16 protein-coding genes and 1 pseudogene are annotated in these 19883 nt (G+C 71.0%); 13 read left to right on the top strand and 4 right to left on the bottom strand.

The features are described 5' to 3' along the window. Nucleotides 1-93: 93 nt before the first annotated feature. Nucleotides 94-1134 carry a metal ABC transporter solute-binding protein, Zn/Mn family gene (locus tag AIIKEEIJ_RS15855; protein WP_006943424.1) on the bottom strand — a complete coding sequence of 347 codons (1041 nt, stop codon included), beginning with the start codon at nucleotides 1132-1134 and terminating at the stop codon, nucleotides 94-96. Nucleotides 1135-1290: 156 nt separating this feature from the next. On the opposite strand from AIIKEEIJ_RS15855, the gene AIIKEEIJ_RS15860 reads away from it, so the two are divergent. Further along, the gene (locus AIIKEEIJ_RS15860; RefSeq protein ID WP_006943423.1) at nucleotides 1291-2400 is read left to right on the top strand and encodes a LacI family DNA-binding transcriptional regulator; all 1110 of its coding nucleotides are present in this window, start codon (nucleotides 1291-1293) and stop codon (nucleotides 2398-2400) included. Here the strand turns inward: AIIKEEIJ_RS15860 and otsB are convergent. After that, a complete protein-coding gene (otsB, locus tag AIIKEEIJ_RS15865; protein WP_029540798.1) occupies nucleotides 2388-4985 on the bottom strand; it encodes a trehalose-phosphatase in 2598 nt (865 codons plus the stop codon). The two genes, AIIKEEIJ_RS15860 and otsB, sit on opposite strands and share 13 nt — an antisense overlap. Nucleotides 4986-5079: 94 nt before the next feature. Then, nucleotides 5080-5745 carry a cholesterol catabolism transcriptional regulator KstR gene (kstR, locus tag AIIKEEIJ_RS15870; protein WP_006943416.1) on the bottom strand — a complete coding sequence of 222 codons (666 nt, stop codon included), beginning with the start codon at nucleotides 5743-5745 and terminating at the stop codon, nucleotides 5080-5082. 92 nt (nucleotides 5746-5837) lie between these two features. Between kstR and AIIKEEIJ_RS15875 the strand changes: the two genes are divergently transcribed. The 10 genes from AIIKEEIJ_RS15875 to AIIKEEIJ_RS15920 all read left to right on the top strand — a co-directional run bounded on the left by AIIKEEIJ_RS15875 (nucleotide 5838) and on the right by AIIKEEIJ_RS15920 (nucleotide 16405). Continuing rightward, nucleotides 5838-7982, top strand: coding sequence for an acyl-CoA dehydrogenase family protein (locus tag AIIKEEIJ_RS15875; RefSeq protein WP_161996064.1), 2145 nt, complete (start codon nucleotides 5838-5840; stop codon nucleotides 7980-7982). Nucleotides 7983-8047: 65 nt separating this feature from the next. Then, on the top strand, nucleotides 8048-9106 hold the full coding sequence (locus AIIKEEIJ_RS15880; protein WP_161996065.1) for an acyl-CoA dehydrogenase family protein: 1059 nt from the start codon (nucleotides 8048-8050) through the stop codon (nucleotides 9104-9106). Then, nucleotides 9091-10242: an acyl-CoA dehydrogenase family protein gene (locus AIIKEEIJ_RS15885; RefSeq protein ID WP_006943410.1), complete on the top strand. Its 1152-nt coding sequence runs from the start codon at nucleotides 9091-9093 to the stop codon at nucleotides 10240-10242. Before AIIKEEIJ_RS15880 ends, AIIKEEIJ_RS15885 begins: the two co-directional genes overlap by 16 nt. Before the next feature lie 14 nt (nucleotides 10243-10256). Then, nucleotides 10257-11294 (top strand): bifunctional MaoC family dehydratase N-terminal/OB-fold nucleic acid binding domain-containing protein, encoded by a 1038-nt coding sequence (locus AIIKEEIJ_RS15890; RefSeq protein WP_037201386.1) that lies wholly within the window; start codon nucleotides 10257-10259, stop codon nucleotides 11292-11294. Further along, entirely contained in the window at nucleotides 11291-11698 is a 408-nt protein-coding gene (locus tag AIIKEEIJ_RS15895; RefSeq protein WP_161996066.1) for a MaoC family dehydratase, read from the top strand. Before AIIKEEIJ_RS15890 ends, AIIKEEIJ_RS15895 begins: the two co-directional genes overlap by 4 nt. Beyond that, nucleotides 11695-12867, top strand: coding sequence for a thiolase C-terminal domain-containing protein (locus AIIKEEIJ_RS15900; protein ID WP_161996067.1), 1173 nt, complete (start codon nucleotides 11695-11697; stop codon nucleotides 12865-12867). Before AIIKEEIJ_RS15895 ends, AIIKEEIJ_RS15900 begins: the two co-directional genes overlap by 4 nt. An 81-nt stretch (nucleotides 12868-12948) precedes the next feature. Then, the gene (locus AIIKEEIJ_RS15905) at nucleotides 12949-13668 is read left to right on the top strand and encodes a TetR/AcrR family transcriptional regulator (protein ID WP_043797593.1); all 720 of its coding nucleotides are present in this window, start codon (nucleotides 12949-12951) and stop codon (nucleotides 13666-13668) included. Between the two features lie 57 nt (nucleotides 13669-13725). Beyond that, nucleotides 13726-14544 (top strand): SDR family oxidoreductase, encoded by an 819-nt coding sequence (locus tag AIIKEEIJ_RS15910; RefSeq protein ID WP_029540809.1) that lies wholly within the window; start codon nucleotides 13726-13728, stop codon nucleotides 14542-14544. Nucleotides 14545-14621: 77 nt separating this feature from the next. Continuing rightward, complete coding sequence (locus tag AIIKEEIJ_RS15915; protein WP_161996068.1) at nucleotides 14622-15605, top strand: ATP-binding cassette domain-containing protein; 984 nt, start codon at nucleotides 14622-14624, stop codon at nucleotides 15603-15605. Next, on the top strand, nucleotides 15602-16405 hold the full coding sequence (locus AIIKEEIJ_RS15920; protein WP_006943393.1) for an ABC transporter permease: 804 nt from the start codon (nucleotides 15602-15604) through the stop codon (nucleotides 16403-16405). The genes AIIKEEIJ_RS15915 and AIIKEEIJ_RS15920 overlap by 4 nt, the downstream gene beginning before the upstream one ends. 109 nt (nucleotides 16406-16514) lie before the next feature. Here the strand turns inward: AIIKEEIJ_RS15920 and AIIKEEIJ_RS15925 are convergent. Beyond that, nucleotides 16515-16868 (bottom strand): annotated as a pseudogene (locus tag AIIKEEIJ_RS15925) (pyruvate kinase alpha/beta domain-containing protein); the annotation flags it as partial. A gap of 135 nt (nucleotides 16869-17003) precedes the next feature. Between AIIKEEIJ_RS15925 and AIIKEEIJ_RS15930 the strand changes: the two are divergent. Continuing rightward, nucleotides 17004-18611 carry a DASS family sodium-coupled anion symporter gene (locus tag AIIKEEIJ_RS15930; RefSeq protein ID WP_161996069.1) on the top strand — a complete coding sequence of 536 codons (1608 nt, stop codon included), beginning with the start codon at nucleotides 17004-17006 and terminating at the stop codon, nucleotides 18609-18611. A gap of 337 nt (nucleotides 18612-18948) precedes the next feature. After that, nucleotides 18949-19883 (top strand): HAD-IA family hydrolase (locus tag AIIKEEIJ_RS15935; protein WP_161996070.1); only part of this gene is annotated, 935 nt, incomplete at its 3' end.

Here is a 19883-nt window from a genome sequence, read left to right on the forward strand (position 1 = left end):
CGTCGCGGGCGCGCTCGGTGCCGCGGCGGTGCCGCCCGGTGTGACGTCGGCCGGTGTGGTCACGGGAGTGATGTCCTTGCCCTGCTCGAAGGGTCAGCGGGCGGCGTCGAGGGCGGCGGCGAGCGCCTCGGCCGTCTGCTTCTGCCACTGAATGTAGTCCACGCCCGCGGGCAGGGTCTCCACAACTTCGACGACGGGGATGCCCGCGGATTCCGCGGTCGCCCGCATGTCGCGGCTGACCTTGTCCTCGGTCTGCGGGTTGTGGAGCAGGACGGCGACCTGCTTGTCGAGGAGCAGCTGGCGGGTCGCGGCGATCGCGGCGGGCGACGGGTCGGTGCCGTTCTCGACGGCGTTGGTGAAGTCGGCCGGCGTCCGGTCCTCGAGCTTCGCGGACGTGACGAGGTAGTAGCCGATGGATTCGGTCTGCGCGACGGGGGTGTTCGCGTGCGCGGCGGCGATCTCGGCGGTCACGTCGGTGACCTCGTGCAGCTGCGAGTGGAAGGCCTCGGCGTTGGCGCGGTAGGTGTCGGCCCCGGCCGGATCCAGTTCGGCCAGCCGGTCGGCGACGGTGTGCGCGACGGCGTCGGCGGCGGCCAGGTCGTACCAGACGTGCTCGTTGATGCCGCTGTGGTCGTGCCCGGCGTGCGCGTCGCCGTCCTCGGCGGCATGGGTCTCGCCCTCGTGGGTGTCGCCCTCGGGTGCGGTGCCGCCCGAGTGGTCGTGGCCGTCCTCGAGGTCGCTTCCGGTGCCGGACTCGAACAACGCGAGGGCGTCGACCGTGGCGGTGTCGGTTCCGGTGGACTCGAGGATGTCGTCGACGAACTGGTCGTAGCCGCCGCCGTTGTAGACGACGAGGGTGGCGTCGCTGATGGCGGCGGCGTCGGCGGGGCTGGCCTCGTACGAGTGCGGGTCGGCGGAGGGCTCGGTGATCAGCGACTGCACCTGGGCGCGGTCCCCGGCGACGGCCTGCGCGACCGAGCCCCACACGTTGGTGGACGCGACGATGCGGATCTCGCCGGAGCCGGTGCCCGCCCCGTCCCCCGAGTCGCTGCCGCAGGCGGCGAGGGTGAGCGCGGCGGCGCAGGTCAAGCCCACGGTCGCGGTGGCGGCGCGCATTCGGCGGGGCAGTCGCACGGTTCCATCTCCTGTGATCACGTTCGGCCGGAGGGCCGGGGAGGTCGCGGTTCCCACCTTATTGGAAACCGTTACCGTTCCACTTTAGCGGATGTCCGGATCTGCGCCCATCCGGCCCGATTCGTCGCTGCGGCGCGGACCCGCTACCGTCCGTTCATGCCCAGGTCTCGTCAGCCGCGTCCCCAGGCCACCCTGGCGTCGATCGCTGCCGAGCTGAAGATCTCCCGCACCACCGTCTCCAACGCCTACAACCGGCCGGACCAGCTGTCCGCCGAGCTTCGCGAGCAGATCCTCGAGGTCGCCAAGCGTCGCGGCTACGCCGGTCCGGACCCGATGGCCCGATCCCTGCGCACCCGCCGGGCCGGGGCCGTGGGCGTGCTGCTCACCGAGGCGCTGAGCTATTCGTTCCGGGACCCGGCCGCGATGAGCTTCCTGTCCGGCCTCTCCGAATCCTGCGAGGCCGCCGGCGAGGGCCTTCTGCTCATCCCCGCCGGACCGGAACGCGACGAGGAGGAGGCAGCGCAGGTCGTGCACGGCGCGGCGGTCGACGGCTTCGTCGTCTACTCGGTTCCGTCCGACGATCTGTATCTCGCCGCCGTCCTCGAACGGAACCTGCCCCTGGTGGTGTGCGACCAGCCCCGCGGCATCGCGAGCGCGCCCCTGGTCGGCATCGACGACCGAGGCGCGATGCGCCGGCTCGCCGAGCACCTCATCGCCCTCGGCCACCGCCGGATCGGGGTGCTGTGCATGCGACTCGGCCGCGACCGGCACGACGGTGTCGTCGACCCCGCCCGCTTCGAGTCCGACCGCTTCCACGTGCAGCACGAGCGGATCCTGGGCGTGCAGGAGGCCCTGCGCGCGGCCGGCCTCGACCCCGCGAGCCTCACGGTCGTCGAGCGCTACGCGCACACCGCGGAGGACGGCGCGTCCGCCGCCGCGCAGGCGCTGGCGGCGAACCCGGCGATCACCGCCCTGATGTGCACCACCGACGTCCTCGCGCTCGGCGCGCTGGCGTGGGCACGCAGCGCCGGCCTGGAGGTCCCCGGACGTTTGTCGATCACCGGCTTCGACGGGATCGGCGAGGCCCTGCGCGAGGGCGTGACCACCGTGCGCCAGCCTCAGGAGGAGAAGGGCCGGCGCACCGGCGCCCTGCTCATGGCCGCGCCGTCACACTCCGGGGTCGCGACGGTGGAAACCCTTGCGACGGAACTGCTCATCGGCCAGACCACCGGCGTGCACGACGAGACGTCGATCTACGCCGAGTGATCGACGACCGACAGCGTCCGATCCGCCTCCGCCGGCGCCGCCGCGAGCAGCTGGGCGCACCGCAGCAGCCCGAGGTGGCTGTACGCCTGGGGATGGTTGCCGAGTGACCGCTCCGCCACCGGGTCGTACTCCTCGCTGAGCAGCCCCGTGGGCCCCGCCGCGTCGACGAGCTGTGCGAACAGCGCCTCCGCCTGCGGACGGGCGCCGACGAGGAGATATGCCTCCACCAGCCACGCCGCGCACAGGTGGAAGCCGCCCTCGGTTCCGGGCAGGCCGTCGTCGTGCAGGTAGCGGTACACCGTCGAACCGCTGCGCAGCTCCGCCTCCGTCGCGACGACCGTCGCGTGGAACCGCGGGTCCTCGGGGTCGATGAGCCCGGACAGGCCGATGAACAGCGTCGCCGCGTCGAGATCGGTGCCGTCGTAGGCCGCGGTGTAGGAGCAGACGTCCTCGTTCCAGCCCTTCTCCAGCACCTCCTCCGCGATCTCCGCGCGCAGCCCGGCCCAGTTGTCGCCGGCGGTGCGCCCGAACTTCTCGGCCAGCGTCAGCGCGCGGTCCACGGTCAGCCAGCCCATGACCTTCGAGTACACGTGGTGGCGCGGGTTGTCGCGGATCTCCCAGATGCCGTGGTCGGGCTCGAACCAGCGGCATTCCACCGCGGTGACCATGGCACACACCAGCTCCCAGTCCCGGTCGGTGAGGGCCTGATCGTGCGGGACGCCGCGCTCCTCGCGGCGGTGCGCCAGCGCCGAGATCAGGTCCACGATCGGACCGAACACGTCGAGCTGGACCTGCTGGCTCGCGGCGTTGCCGACCCGGACGGGCCGGGAGCCGGCGTAGCCGGGCAGCGTGTCGATGACGGCCTCGGGCGGCAGCGCGCCGCCGGTCAGCGTGTACAGCGGGTGCAGGCGCTCGGGACCCGGCACGGTGTCGAGCACCCGGTGCACCCAGTCCAGATAGGCATCCGCCTCGGCGAGCGACCCGACGCTCACCAGGGCATGCGCGGTCAGGGCGGCGTCACGGAGCCAGCAGTAGCGGTAGTCCCAGTTGCGGACGCCGCCCATCTCCTCGGGCAGCGACGTGGTCGCGGCCGCCATGATGGATCCCGTCGGTGCGTGCACGAGGCCGCGCAGAGTCAGCGCCGACCGCTTCATCAGGTCCCGCTTGAGCGGCGGCAGGTCCAGGCCCGCCGCCCACTTCCACCAGTACTCCTCCGCGGACGCGCGCCGCTGCACCTCCGCGACGGGGTGTGGGCCGATATCATCGGTGCCGCAACGGAATTCGAGGATGATGTCGCTGTCGGACGGATCGACGACGGCGTGCGCGGTCTGATGGGCGCCGTCGGTGGTGATGTTCCACTCGACGCCGGGGGAGCGCAGCACGTACGGCTCGTTGAATCCGAGTACCCGCAGGCCGTCGGCCACGGGTTCGAGCCCGACCTGGCCCTGTCCGAACTCGGGGCGCGGCGCGAACGTGACCACCGCCTTGGCCTTGCCGGTGATGACCCGGGTCAGGTCGGTGCGGCCCGGTTCGACGTCGTGCGGAAGGTAGTCGATCACCGCGAGGCTCGCCCAGCGGGTCACCGCCGTCATGGTGCCGTCGATGTAGCGCTGGCTCAGGGGCAGGGCCTCCCGGCTCGGACCGATGGTGAAGTGCCCGGCCGGTTCGCCGCCGAGCAGATGCGCGAACACCGCCGCGGAATCCGGCTCGGGGTGACACAGCCACGTCACCGTTCCGTCCGGCGTCAGCAGCGCCTTCGAGCGCGGGCTCGCCAGCATCGTCAGCCGCTCGATCGGGCAGGCCTCCGCGCCAGAGAGCCACGTGCGGCGCTGGTCGAGCAGGAACGCCAGCGCGGCCGCGACGTCCTCGACCGTGCCGATCCGGTACTGGGCGGCGGTCTCGCCGTCCCCGACCTTGACGCCCACGTCCGGGCCGTGGAGGGAGGCGAAGGCCTTCTCGTCCGTCACGTCGTCGCCGAAGAAGACCGCGGCGCTCGCCGATTCCTGGTGCCGGATGATGTCCAGCGCGTGGCCCTTGTCGGTGGGCACGACCGCCAGCTCGATGACGGCCTTGCCCTCGGTGACCTGCACACCCGGGTGCCGGGCGAGGTCGCCGCGGACCAGCGACAGTGCCAGCTCGGCGTCGGCCGGGTCGGCGTTGCGCACGTGCAGCGCGGCACTGGCCGGCTTCGCCTCGACGTGCACGCCGTCGTAGCGGGCGGCGATCGCCTCGAGCTCGGCGACGATATCGCGCAGCAGCTGCCGGGCGTCGCTGTCGATGGCGTGGACGAAGCCGATGTCGAACTCCGAGCCGTGGCTGCCGACGAGCTGCACCTCGGCGGGCAGGCGGGACAGGGCCGCGAGATCCTTCAGGGCGCGACCGGAGATCACGGCTGCGGCCGTGGACGGCAGGCCGGCGAGCGCGCGCAGGGCGCGGACCGACTCGGCGTTCGGGAACGCCTTGTCCGGATCCGAGACGATCGGCGCGACGGTACCGTCGTAGTCGGAGGCCACGAGGAGCCGCGGGGTCCGCGCCAGCGCGACGAGGGCGCGGCGCAGGTCGATCGGGAGGTCTTGGGCGCTCACTCACTCAAAGGTAGGTGATCCGGCGCCCGGCGTCGTCTCCCCTGTCCGGTTCGGGACGTGTTTCCCGTTACAGTTCCGCTCCTCGCGGCGCAGGTCAGCCTTCCTGGACCGGAATCGAGGCCGGACGCTGCGATCCGTCGCCGAGCAGCAGTTCGACGGTCAGCTCCAGCCGGCGCGCGACGTCGGTCGCGGACGAGCGCCGCGTCAGCCACGCCACGAGGTTCGACAACCACACGTCGCTGATGACGCGGGCGATCGCCAGTTCCTCCTCGGTGGGCTCGCCCTCGTTCATCGCGCGGGCGAAGAGCCGGTCCATGAGCAGGCCGACCTGATCGACCTCGGCGGCGGCCGAGGCGTCGGCGAACATGAACGCCCGGGTCATGGCTTCGGTGAGCAGCGGGTCACGTTGCATCGCCTTCGTGATCAGGCTCAGGATCAGTTGCATCCGCTCGAGCGGCGTGTGGCCCGGGGGGATCTTGCCCTTGCCCTCGATGCGCGCGAACTCGCGGCCGAGGGCCGAGACGAGCAGGTGCACCTTCGAGGGGAAGTACCGGTACAGGGTGCCGACGGCCACGTCGGCCTTCTCGGCGACGGAGCGCATCTGTACGGCCTCGTACCCACCCTTGGAGGCGAGCGCCAGGGTGGCGTCGAGTATCCGCTTGCGCCGTTCCTTCTGGGCGTTGGAACTGAGATCGTCCTCGGTGAGGGCGGTCAGAGTTCCGCCGCCGCCGGTGGAACGTGAGCGGGACGATGTCGTCATCGAGATGTCTTCCTCTGCCTTGACTCTGAACCGGCTGTCATATTAGAACACGTTCTAGGCATCGTGTCATTCCCGAAAGGCGGAAACCCGCTGTGAGCATTGCCACCACCGAGGAACAGCAGGCCGCGCAGGCCTCTGTACAGGCCTGGGCGCGCGCCACAGCGCCGATCCAGAACCTACGCGAACGACCGGCGACCATGTGGCGGCCGGGGTGGGAATCGCTCGCCGACCTCGGAATCTTCGCCGTCGCCGTGCCCGAGGCCGCGGGCGGCGCCGGCGCCGGCGTCGTCGACCTGGCGACGATGCTCGAACAGGCTGCGCACCACCTCGCGACGGGCCCCGTCCTTCCCACCGCCCTGGCCGCGCTCGTCTTCGGCCGCGCCGCCGGCACCGACGGCGCCAAGTGGACGGAACTCCTGGCCGAGGGCACCCTGCCGACCGCCGTCGCATTGGACGGCGCGCTCACCGCGACGACCCGGGAGGGCGGGTACGACCTCGACGGCGACGCGGGTCCGGCGCTCGGCGGCGAGCCGGGCGTCGCGGTCCTGGTCCGCATCGGCACCGACGGCGGGACCGAACGCTGGGCGCTGCTCGACGCCGACACCCCCGGACTGAACCTCGAACCCCTCGACACCCTCGACAAGTCGCGGGCGCTCGCCCGCGTGCGGCTCGCCGGCGTCGCCGTCACCACCGACCGGGTCGTCTGCGTCCCGGCAGGCCTGGTGCGCGACCTCGCCGCCACGCTCGCCGCCGCCGAACTCGCCGGCGTCGCCGGCTGGGCCCTGGCCACGGCCGTCGAGTACGCCAAGATCCGCGAACAGTTCGGCAAGCCCATCGGCTCGTTCCAGGCGATCAAGCACCTGTGCGCCGAGATGCTCTGCCGTACCGAGAAGATCCGCGCGGCGGCCTGGGACGCCGCCGTGGCGGCCGACGCGGCCCCGCACGAACTGCCCCTGGCCGCGGCCGTCGCGACCGCCGTCGCCCTCGACGCCGCCGTGCAGAACGCCAAGGATGCCATCCAGGTGCTCGGTGGTATCGGCTTCACGTGGGAGCACGACGCCCACCTGTACCTGCGCCGCGCCGTCGTCACCCGTCAGCTGCTCGGCGGCTCCGCCGCGTGGCGGGCCCGGGTCGCCGGCCTCGCCCGCTCCGGCGCCCGCCGTCACCTCACCGTCGACCTGAGCGCCTTCGACGACGAACGCGTGCGCATCCGTGCCGAGATCGCGCAGCTCCTCGACCGGCCCGGACCGCAGCGGCGGGCCGCGCTCGCCGAGGCCGGGTTCCTGGCCCCGCACTGGCCGCCGCCGTACGGCCGGGGCGCGCACGCCGCGCAGCAGATCCTCATCGAGGAGGAACTCGCGGCCGCCGGCGTGGACCGGCCCGATCTGGTGATCGGGTGGTGGGCCGTGCCCACCATCCTCGAGCACGGCACCGCCGAGCAGATCGACCGCTTCGCCCTGCCGACCCTGCGCGGTGAGATCGTCTGGTGTCAGCTGTTCTCGGAGCCGGGCGCCGGATCCGACCTGGCGTCGCTGCGCACCGCCGCGGAGAAGGTCGACGGGGGCTGGCGCCTGCAGGGGCAGAAGGTGTGGACCTCGCTGGCCCAGGAGGCCGACTGGGCGATCTGCCTGGCTCGCACCGACCGCGACGCCCCGAAGCACAAGGGCATCACCTACTTCCTCGTCGACATGAAGTCCGCGGGCATCACCGTCTCGCCGCTTCGGGAGATCACCGGCGACGCGCTCTTCAACGAGGTGTTCCTCGACGGCGTGTTCGTCCCCGACGAGTGCGTCGTCGGCCCGCTCGGCGGCGGGTGGAAGCTCGCCCGCACCACGCTCGCCAACGAACGGGTCGCGATGAGCGGCGGATCCTCGCTGGGGAAGGCGGTCGAGCAACTGCTGGACCTGGTGGCACCCGGTGACCCGGTCGCCGAGGACCGGATCGGCGGGCTCGTCGCCGAGGCCACGGCCGGGTCGCTGCTCGAGCTGCGGACCACCCTCGCGCAGCTCGACGGTCAGGACCCCGGCCCGGCGTCGAGCGTGCGCAAGCTGATCGGCGTGCGGCAGCGCCAGGACACCGCGGAGCTCGCGATGGATCTCGCCGGTGCGGCCGGCTGGGTCGAGGGCCCCCTCGCGCGCGAGTTCCTCAACACGCGCTGCCTGACGATCGCCGGCGGCACCGAGCAGATCCTGCTCACCCTCGCGGCGGAGCGCCTGCTGGGCCTGCCGCGCGGCTGACGGGTGCTTCCACCCGCCCTGCCGAGGTGATACAACTAGAACACGTTCTAATCGAAGGTGGAAACGTGGACTTCGCTCGTGACGACACGCAGGAGGCCGTGGCCCAGGTCGCCGTCGACCTGCTCGCCCGCGACCTGAGGCCGGACGAACTGTGGCGCGCCCTCGCCGACGCCGACCTGCTCTCCCTCGCCCTGCCCGCGCGGCTCGGCGGTGACGACCTCGGCGTCGCCGAGGTCACCGCACTGCTCACCGAGATCGGGCGACGTGCCGCACCCGTCCCCGCCCTGGCCACCCTCGGCTTCGGTGTGCTGCCCGTCCGGATCCTCGCCGCCGACACGCAACAGGACGAGCTGCTCGCGGACGTCGCCGACGGCGCCGTCCTCACCGCCGCCCTCGCCGAGGTCGGCCGCGCCTTCCCGGCGTCCCCCGCCGCCACGGCGGTACCCGACGGCGAACGCCACGCCGTCACCGGGCACTTCGTCGGCGTGCCCTACGCGGCGACGTCGCGAAAGATCCTGGTGCCCACCGACGCCGGTGTGATCGCCGTCGAACCCACGGCGCCGGGCGTGACCCTGACCGAGAGCCCGTCGTCGGCCCGCGCCCCCGAGTGCTCCGTGCGGCTCGAGTCCGCGCCGGGCCTGCTCCTCGGCGACGGCGCCGACCCGGCCGCCGACGTCGCCGTCCTGTACCGCCTCGCCCTCGCCGCGGTCGGCGCCTACGCGGACGGACTGCTTTCGGGCGCAACGCAGCTCACCGCACAGCACGTGAGCACCCGGCACCAGTTCGGCAAGCCGCTCGCCGCCTTCCAGGCGGTGGCCCAGCAGATCGCCGACGTCTACGTCACCTCCCGCACCCTGCACGTCGCCGCGCTCGCCGCGGCCTGGCGGGTCGCGCAGGACGCCCGCAGCGCCGCCGCGGACGACGACCTCGACGTCACGGCGTACTGGATCGCCACGGAGCTGCCGCCCGCCGTGCGCGTGCTGCACCACCTGCACGGCGGTCTCGGCGTGGACGAGACCTATCCGCTGCATCGCTATTCCTCGACCGCAAAGGATCTGGCGCGCCTGCTCGGCGGCGCCTCGTACCGACTCGACCTCGTGGGGGCCCGGTGTTCATCGATCTGACCGACGAGCAGCGCGCGCTGCAGGCGGAACTGCGACGGTACTTCGCGGACCTGATCTCCCCCGAGGAGGCCGCGATCATGCGCACCGAGCGCCACGGCCCCACCTACCGGGAGGTCGTGCGCCGGATGGGCAAGGACGGCTGGCTCGGCGTCGGCTGGCCCGTCGAATTCGGCGGCCGCGGCTTCGGTGAGGTCGAGCAGCAGATCTTCGTCAACGAGGCCGTGCGCGCCGACGTGCCGCTGCCCAGTGTCACCCTGCAGACGGTCGGGCCGACCCTGCAGGTCTACGGAACCGAGGAACAGAAGCGGAAGTTCCTGCCCGCCATCCTCGCCGGCGAGGTCCACTTCGCGATCGGCTACTCCGAGCCCGACGCCGGGACCGACCTCGCCGCACTGCGCACCACGGCCGTGCGCGACGGCGACCACTACGTCGTGAACGGGCAGAAGATCTTCACCACCGGCGGCCACGACGCCGACTACGTCTGGCTTGCGGTGCGCACCGGCAGCGCCGACTCGAGGCACCGCGGCATCTCGATCCTCATCGTCGACACCAAGGACCCCGGCTTCGGCTGGACCCCCATCATCACCTGCGACGGCGCGCACCACGTCAACGCCACGTACTACAGCGACGTGCGCGTCCCGGTCGAGATGCTCGTCGGCGAGGAGAACGAGGGCTGGAGGCTGATCACCACCCAGCTCAATCACGAACGCGTCATGCTCGGCCCCGCCGGCCGCGTGGGCGGGCTCTACGACCGGGTGTTCGCCTGGGCCCGTTCCCGGGACCTGCTCGGCGAACCCGACGTGCGGCGCGGGCTCGGCGAGATCCACGCGACGTTCCGGCTCAACGAACTGCTCAACTGGCAGGTCGCCGCCAGCGAATCCGAGGCGGTCGACATCGCGGACGCGTCGGCCACCAAGGTGTTCGCCACCGAACGCATCCAGCGTGTCGGCCGGCTCGCGGAGGAGATGGTCGGCCGGTTCGGAGATCCCGGCGACCCGGAGACCGCCGACCTGCTGCGCTGGCTCGACATGCAGGTCAAGCGGAACCTGGTGATCACCTTCGGCGGCGGTGTCAACGAGGTGATGCGGGAACTGATCGCGACGGCGGGCCTGGCCATGCCCCGGGTCCCGCGGTGAAGGGGGACGTGTCGATGAGCGCCGCCGTGCCGTCCCCCCACGACGAGATCCGCGCGGCCGCCGAACGCGTCCGCGCCGACGGGCCGTCCAAGCCGCGTGCGGGCCGCGACCGGGTGAACCTGCCGCTGATCCGCAACTGGCTCGAGGCGATCGGCGACGAGAACCCGATCTACACAGACGAATCCGCCGCGATCGCGGCCGGGCACGGCGGCCTCGTCGCGCCACCCGCGATGGCGCAGGTGTGGACCATGCGCGGCCTCGGCGCCAAGCGCGAGGAGGACGATCCGCTCCGCCGGATGACGGAGATCCTCGACGAGGCGGGCTACACGTCGGTCGTCGCCACGAACTGCGATCAGGTCTACCACCGCTATCTGCGCCACGGCGAGGAGGTGACCATCGAGTCCACCCTCGAGGACCTCGCCGGACCGAAGAAGACCGGCCTCGGCGAGGGCTGGTTCTTCACCACCCGCAGCGTGTGGAAGGTCGGCGACGAGGTGGTCGCCGAAATGCTCTTCCGCATCCTCAAGTTCGCGCCGCCCCTCCGCGAGACCGGCCGAATGTCACATTCTGTCGATTCAACCGAACCGGTGTCACATTCGGCCCCGGCGGTTCCGGCGGACCTCGACCCCACCCGCATGCTGCGGCCGTCCGCGTCGCAGGACACGCGGTTCTTCTGGGACGGTGTCGCCGCGCACGAACTGCGTATCCAGCGGCGGCCCGACGGCACGCTGCAGCACCCGCCGGTGCCGGCGCTGTGGCTGGCCAAGGACGAGACGACCGACTACGTCGTCGCGTCGGGCCGCGGCACCGTCTTCAGCTACGTGGTGCACCACGCGCCGAAGGTGCCGGGGCGGACGGTGCCGTACGTCGTCGCCCTCGTCGAACTCGAGGAAGGCGTTCGTATGCTCGGCGAACTGCGCGGGGTGGACCCCGGCGACGTGCGCATCGGGACGCCGGTCGAGGCGATCTTTCTCGATTTCCCGGGCGACGACGAGACCGGCGGCGACCCCTGGACCCTGTACGCCTGGCAGCCGAGCGAGGAGCGCGCATGAACGCGGGAACGGTCACCGTCGGACAATCCTTGCCGCCGTTGACGATCCGGGCCGATCCGACGTTCGTCGTCTCGACGGCCTTGGCCACCAGGGACTTCCAGGACGTGCACCACGACCGCGACAAGGCGCAGCAGCGCGGGTCGAAGGACATCTTCGTCAACATCCTCACCGACACCGGGCTGGTGCAGCGCTATGTCACCGACTGGGCCGGTCCGCGCGCGGTGCTGAAGTCGGTCTCGCTGCGCCTGGGGGTGCCCTGGTACGCGTACGACTCGCTGACCCTGACCGGGACCGTCGCCGCCGTCGAGGACGACGGGCGCATCACCGTCGACATCGTCGGCAAGAACGGTCTGGGCGACCACATCACCGCGAAGGCCGTCCTCGAGATCGGAGGCTCCGCATGAGCGACCTGTCCCGCCGCGCCGCCATCGTCGGCATCGGCGCCACCGACTTCTCCAAGGACTCCGGCCGCAGCGAACTGCGCCTGGCCGCGGAGGCGGTGTGGGCGGCGCTGGCCGACGCCGGCCTGCGCCCGGCGGACGTCGACGGCCTGACCTCCTTCACGATGGACACCAACACCGAGATCGCCGTCGCACGAGCGGTGGGGATCCCGAGCCTGAAGTTCTTCTCCCGCGTCCACTACGGCGGCGGGGCGGCGTGTGCCACCGTGCAGCAGGCGGCGATGGCCGTCGCCACCGGCGTCGCGGACGTGGTGGTGATGTACCGGGCGTTCAACGAGCGCTCCGGGGCGCGGTACGGTCAGGTCAACACCGCGCTGTCCGCGCAGGTCAACTCCTCCGGCACCGACTACGCCTTCTCCTATCCGCACGGCCTGGGCACCCCCGCTTCGTTCGTGGCGATGGCCGCCCGGCGCTACATGCACGTCACCGGTGCCACCAGCGCGGACTTCGGGAAGGTCGCCGTCGCGGCCCGCAGGCACGCCGCGACGAATCCGCATGCCTTCTTCCACGGCAGGCCGATCACCCTCGACGACCACCAGAATTCGCGGTGGATCGCGGAACCGCTGCACCTGCTCGACTGCTGCCAGGAATCCGACGGCGGCGTCGCGCTCGTCGTCACCACGACCGAACGGGCGCGGGACCTGCCCCAGCCGCCGGCCGTGGTGGCGGGGGCCGCCCAGGGCAGCGGACCGGACCAGTACATCATGGCCAGCTACTACCGTGACGGCCTGACGGGGCTGCCCGAGATGAGCATCGTCGGCCGCCAACTGTGGGAGCAGTCCGGCCTCGGCCCGCAGGACGTGCAGACGGCGGTGCTCTACGACCACTTCACGCCGTACGTGCTCATGCAGCTCGAGGAACTCGGGTTCTGTGGGCCCGGCGAGGCGAAGGACTTCGTCGCCGACGGGGCGATCGAGCTCGGCGGCCGGCTGCCCCTCAACACCCACGGCGGCCAGCTCGGCGAGGCATACATCCACGGGATGAACGGCATCGCCGAGGGGGTGCGCCAGCTGCGCGGCACATCCGTCAATCAGGTTCCCGACGTGGAGAACGTACTGGTCACCGCGGGCACCGGCGTGCCGACGTCGGGACTGGTGCTGGCGAGGAGCTGAGGGCGGCGGTGTCCGCCCGGACCCGGGAGGACCCGGCCGGACATCACGGCCGGGAGCCGACCGGGACGGTATAAGTAGGACATGAATTCCGCCTCACACTCAGGCCGCGGCGACGCGGGCCGCGACGCCGACTGGGACGGACCGGCGCCGTCCATGGCGCCGGCGGACCTGCTGCACGACCCGCCGGTCACCCAGCGCGGGGCGCGCCGCCGCGCCGAGCTGATCGCGGCGGCCCGGGTCGTCTTCGAGCGGTCCGGGTTCCTCGACAGCAAGCTCACCGACATCACGCGTGAGGCGAAGTGCTCGACGGGGTCCTTCTACACCTACTTCAACAACAAGGAGGAGGTGTTCGCGGCCGTCCTCCAGGAGGCCCAGGAGGACATGCTGCACCCGGGGATGGGCCGGGCCGCGGGCACCGACGACCCGTACGCGGTGCTCGAGGCCAGCAACCGGGCGTACCTCGAGGCGTACCGCCGCAACGCCCGCCTCATGGTGCTGCTCGAGCAGGTCGCGAGCATCGATCCGCGCTTCCGCGAGCTGCGGCGCCGGCGCGGCGAGACTTTCATCCGGCGCAACGCGCGCAGCATCGCGGAGCTGCAGAAGCGCGGCATCGCCGATCCGGAACTCGATCCGATGCTCGCCTCGCGCGCGCTGTCGGGCATGGTCAGCCGCCTGGCCTACTCGACGCTCGCCCTCGGCGACGCCGAGCCGGTGGATTTCGACGTCCTGGTGACCACGCTGACGCGGCTGTGGGCCAATGCGCTGCGGATCCCGGAGCGCGCCGCCACGGCAACCACTTGAACTCGAGGTTTGATTCAACTAAACAGAGAGGCATCATCCCCGACGAGAGGAACGCCAGTGCACGTCGAAGGCAAGGTCGCCGTTGTCACCGGAGCCGGTAACGGGATCGGCGCCGCACTCGCTGCCCGGCTCGTCGCCGCGGGAGCGCGGGTGCTCGTCGCCGATCTCGACGGCGACGCCGCGCAGCGCGTGGCCCGCGAGCTCGATCCCGACGGCGCCGGTCTGGCCGTGGGCGTCGGCGCCGACGTCGCCGACCCCGACCGGATCCGGGAGATCGTCGACCGCGCCGAGGCCGACCTCGGTCCCGTCGCGCTGTACTTCGCCAATGCCGGAGTCGCCGGGGCAGCGGGGCTCGGCGCCGACGAGTCGGCCTGGGACCTCGCGCTCGACGTGAACCTGCGCGCGCACGTGCGGGCCGCGCAGCTGATGGTGCCGCGATGGCTCGAGCGCGGCGAGGGCTACTTCGTGAGCACCGCCTCCGCCGCCGGGCTGCTCACGCAGATCGGTTCGGCCACCTACTCGGCCACCAAGCACGCCGCCGTCGGATTCGCCGAATGGCTGTCGGTCACCTACGGCGACAAGGGAATCCGCGTCAGTTGCGTGTGCCCCATGGGGGTGAACACCCAGCTGCTGCACGAGGGGGAGACCTCCGGCGAGGGGCTGGGTGTGGCGGCCGCGCGGGCCGTCACCTCCGCGGGGGCGGTCCTCGAACCGGCCGACGTCGCGGAGGTGGTGCTCGCGGGGGTCGAGGCCGAGCAGTTCCTGATCCTGCCGCACCCCGAGGTCCTCGACATGTACCGGATGAAGGGCGCCGACTACGACCGCTGGCTCACCGGAATGCGGCGCTATCAGGAACGACTGCTGGCCGGTATCTGACGAGCCGGGAAAACCGCTCGAAACCTGTCGGAGGTCTGTAGCACACTGGGGCGCACATCCGACGACGGGGAGGACTCATGGCCGACGCCATAGTCGCCGAGGGGTTGATCAAGAGGTACGGACGGGTCACGGCCCTCGACGGAATCGATCTGCGAGTCCCGGAAGGGACGGTGACGGCGCTGCTCGGGCCCAACGGCGCCGGCAAGACGACCACGGTGCGGGTGCTCACCACCCTGCTCGTACCGGACGAGGGCCGGGCCACCGTGGCGGGACTCGACGTCGTCGCCGACGCGCGCGCTCTGCGTTCGCACATCGGCGCCTCGGGCCAGTACGCCGCGGTCGACGAGTATCTCACCGGGTTCGAGAATCTCGAAATGGTCGGTCGCCTCTACCATCTGGGTATCAAGCGCAGCCGCGAGCGGGCGCGTGAGCTGCTCGAGCAGTTCGACCTGGTCGAGGCCGGGGACCGTCCGGTCAAGGGCTACTCCGGCGGCATGCGGCGCCGGCTCGACCTCGCCGGTGCGCTGGTGGCGCAGCCACCCGTGCTGTTCCTGGACGAACCCACCACCGGGCTGGACCCGCGGGCCCGGCTCCAGCTGTGGGAGGTCATCGACCAGCTCGTCGCGCAGGGGACGACGCTGCTGCTCACCACCCAGTACATGGAGGAGGCGGAGCGGCTCGCAGACCGGATCGCGGTGATCGACCGGGGCGTCGTGATCGCCCGCGGCACCGCCGACGAACTCAAGAGCCTCGTGGGCGGGGAACGCATCGAGCTGGGGGTCGCGGACGCCGCCACGATCCCGACCGTGCGCCGCGAGCTCGACGACCTCGCGGTCGGCGAGATCCAGGCCGACGCGGGATCCGGTCGCGTCACCGTGCCGGTCAGCGACACCGGCTCGACAGGCAGCGGCGCCGATGTGCTGGCCATGGCGCTCGGCCGGCTGTCCGCGGCGGGCATCCGCGTCACCGATGTGGCGTTGCGCAAACCGACACTGGACGACGTGTTCCTCGCCCTCACCGGGCACGAGGCGGACGAGAAGATCGAGGAGGCGGTGGGATGAACACGGCTCAGATGATGGTGTCGGACGGGGTCACCATCGCCAAGCGCAACGTCATCAAGATCAAGCGCGTGCCCGACCTCATCGTCTTCACGATGCTCTCGCCGATCATGTTCGTGTTGCTGTTCGCGTACGTGTTCGGTAGCGCGATCCAGGTGCCGGGGATGTCCTACCGCGAGTTCCTCATCGCCGGCATCTTCACCCAGACGGTGATCTTCGGGGCGACCTGGACCGGTCTGGGCATGGTCGAGGACCTGCAGAAGGGCATCATCGACCGGTTCCGCTCGCTGCCCATGGCGCCGTCCGCGGTGCTGGTCGGCCGCACCTCCACCGACGTGCTCATCAACGTGCTCAGCCTGGTGGTGATGTCGCTGACGGGCCTGCTCGTCGGGTGGCGGATCCACTCGTCGTTCGGGGAAGCCCTTGCCGGATACGCGCTGCTGTTGTTGTTCGCCTACGCGCTGTCCTGGGTGATGGCGGTGGTGGGGATGTGGATCCGCACGCCGGAGGTGTTCAACAATGCGAGCTTCATGGTGATCTTCCCGTTGTCGTTCGTGGCCAACACGTTCGTCGACATCTCTTCGCTGCCCCCGGTGCTGCAGACGATCGCGGAATGGAACCCGGTGTCGGCCCTGACGCAGGCTGTGCGGGAGTTGTTCGGCAACACCAATCCGGCGATGCCCGTGTCGGACGCGTGGCCGCTGCAGAACCCGATCCTGGCGTCGCTGCTGTGGACGGCCGCGATGCTGATCGTGTTCGTGCCCTTCGCGATCCGTCGCTACCAGAAGGCCGTCAGCCGCTGAGGAACCCTGGTCGACGCGCTGGGGTCGCGCACGGGCCGCGGCCCCAGCCTTCGAACGCGCTACGCGGTGCTCGTGGCCGGACTGGTGCACTTGCCCCCCGACCTGATGGTCAGTGGGAGGTGTGGTCGTTGGTGCCGATGCGGTGGACGTGGATGAGGTCGGTCGAGCCGATGGTGTTCGGGGGTGATCCGGCGACGATGACGACGAGGTCGCCGTGCCGGTAGCGGTCGAGTCGGAGGAGGGCGGTGTCGACTTGGCGGATCATGTCGTCGGTGGTGCGGACGGGGTCGACGAGGAAGGTCTCGGTGCCCCACGTCAGGGCGAGTTGGTTGCGCACTTCGGGCAGCGGGGTGAAGGCCAGTAGTGGCAGCGGGGTGTGCAGGCGGGCGAGGCGGCGGACGGTGTCCCCGGATTGGGTGAACGCGACGAGGGCTTTCGCGTGCAATCGCTCCCCGATGTCGCGGCCGTCTCCCGGCGGACGCACCTCACGCCACCCGCACGCACCCTGATGGACTCGGAAAATCATGCCGCAGTACGACTAGCGCGCTCGGGGGATGGGTACTCCGTCCGTACCGATCCCTGTCGTGGGGAAGGGGCCATGACAGCTGAGAACCAGGGCGACCGAACCGACGTCGACAAGGCGTTGCTCGGGCACGCCACCTATCGCAGCCTCGGCGAACAGCGGCTCTCACCCGCCGAGGAGCGGTTCGAGAAGGGCCGCCGCACGATTGGGCTGTTTCTCGCGCCGCTGATCGCGATCGTCTTCCTCGCCCTGCCGATCGACATACCGCCGCAACAGCAGACGTTGGCCGGTGTGCTGCTCGGCGTCATCCTGCTGTGGGTGAGCGAGGCGATGCCGATCCCGATCACCGGACTGCTCGGTGTGGCGGTCGTGGTCTTTCTGGGGGTGGCACCGGCCGACGAAGTCCTCGCAGCGTTCGGGTCGTCGACGATCTTCACTTTCATCGGAGCGTTCATCCTCGCTCAGGCGATGCTCAAGCACGGCGTGGCGCGTCGGTTCGCGTTCCGCATCCTGACCCTGCCGCGTGTGGGCCAGTCCACCACCGGGGTGATCATCGCCTTCGGCGCGATCACGTGTGGGCTCTCGGCCTTCGTATCCAACACCGCGACCGTGGCGATGCTGCTGCCCACGGCGCTGGGCATCCTCGGCGTCATCGCGAAGCTCATGCAGAACCGCGGCGTCGTCGCACCCGACTTCGACCCGCTGCGCGTCCGGGTGGGCGCCGCGATCATGCTGATGCTCGCGTACGGAGCAAGCGTGGGCGGCCTGCTGACGCCGGTCGGGAGCCCACCCAACCTCATCGGACGCGGGCTCATCGAGGAGGCCACGGGGGAGCGGATCAGCTTCGGGCAGTGGATGGTGATCGCCATCCCGATCTGTCTGTCGATGTTCATCGCGCTCGCCGTCATCCTGCTGCGCCTGAACAAGCCGGAGATCCGACGTATCGAGGGCGTCGCCGACTACCTGGCGCAGCAGCGCGCGGAAATGGGTCCGCTGTCTCGTGCCGAGAAGAACACCCTCATCGCTTTCGGAGTCACGGTGACGCTGTGGATCCTGCCCGGTGTCGTCGCGGTGATCGCCGGCAACGACTCGGACCTCTACAGCACGATCAGCGACCGGCTCGACGAGGGCATGGTCGCGGTCTTCGGGGCGGCGTTGCTCTACCTTCTGCCGACCGATTGGGAGAATCGCGAGTTCACGCTGCGCTGGCGAGACGCAGCGGAGATCGACTGGGGCACGATCGTGCTGTTCGGCACCGGCATCATCTTCGGCTCCCTGCTCGCCGACACCGGCCTCGCCGAGACGATCGGCACATCCGTCGCGGACTCGCTGGGCCTGACGAGCGTCGTCGCCATCACGGTCTTCGCCGTCGTGCTGGCCATCGCCGTATCGGAGACGACGAGCAACACGGCGTCGGCGGCGGTCGTGGTGCCGATCGTGATTCCGGTGGCGGTGGCGGCCGGTGTCAACCCCTTCGTGCCGGCGCTCGCGGCCACGTTCGCTGCGTCGTTCGGCTTCATGCTTCCGGTCTCGACGCCGCAGAACGCCGTGGTCTACGGCTCCGGGGCCGTCCCGATCACCACGATGATTCGAAGCGGGGTGGTGTTCGACGTCGTGGGTGCGATCCTGATCATCGTTCTCCTGCCCTTGATGATCGCCCTGGTCGGCCTCGGCGCTGCATGATCGGCCACACCGTCGTCGCGAAAGGTCGATGTCCGGAGACTGCACGCGACGGGGGTGGTCATCGATGGCGCGATGCGGTTGCGGTTCGTGGGTGTAGTCGTCGGTGCGGTCGACGTGGATGCCATTGGCGTGCAGCCTCGGTAGGGCAGCGCTCGCACCTCGTTCAGGAGGCCGGGGTCGTCGTTGCCGAGGGAGGCGATCGCTGCGTGCCGCGGCCCTTCCACTCGAAAGAGCCTGAGTGAACGGCCCGGAGCGATGCCGGTCGCCGTGGGATAGTGGGCCTGTCGAGCGAGTACAGGGAGCAGGCCCACATGCACGAATCGACCGGGAGATGACGATGAGTGGACCGGTGATCGACCCCCGCCGTCACGACGCGGTGATCTTCGACCTCGACGGGGTGGTCACCGACACCGCGGCGGTCCACGCCGGGGCGTGGAAGGAACTCTTCGACCGGTATCTCTCGCGTCGTCCCGAACGCGACGGCGAGGAGCATCGCGAGTTCACCGACGAGGACTACCGCAAGTTCGTCGACGGCAAACCGCGCGTCGACGGCGTCGCCGATTTCCTTGCCTCGCGCGGCATCACGCTGCCGTGGGGGGACCCCGACGACGGCCCGGACGTCGAGACCGTGTGCGGGCTCGGTGCCCGCAAGGACGAGATGTTCCGCGAGCGGATCCACCGCGACGGTGTCCCGGTGTTCGAGTCCAGCGTCGATCTCGTGCGCCGGGTCCAGAGCCTCGGGCTGGGCACCGCGGTCGTCACCTCGAGCCGCAACTGCACGCTCGTGCTCGAGGCCGCCGGGCTCGCCGACCTGTTCGGCGTCCGGGTCGACGGCGTGGTCTCCGACGAACTCGGGTTGCCCGGCAAACCCGATCCGGCGGCCATGCTCGAGGCCGCCCACCGGCTCGGGGTCCACCCCGCCCGGTCCGTCGTCGTCGAGGACGCGGAGGCGGGCGTCGCCGCGGGCCGGCACGGCGGGTTCGGTCTCGTCGTCGGCGTGGACCGGGTCCATCATCGCGACGAACTGCGGCGCCGCGGCGCCGACGTGGTGGTCGACGACCTCGCCGAGCTGGCGGTGCGCACCGGCGACCGGCGCATGTCGGAGATCCCGGACGCGTTGGCGTCGCTCCAGCAGCTGACCGCCTTGCTCGGCACACGCCGGCCCGCCGTCTTCCTCGACTTCGACGGCACGCTGTCCGAGATTGTGAACGATCCCGCGGCCGCCACGCTGGTCGACGGTGCGGCGGCGGTGCTGTCTTCCCTGGCGAGCGA

This window comes from Rhodococcus sp. YH1 (genome assembly GCF_009939605.1).
In the GTDB taxonomy this organism is placed as follows: Bacteria; Actinomycetota; Actinomycetes; order Mycobacteriales; family Mycobacteriaceae; genus Rhodococcus; species Rhodococcus aetherivorans.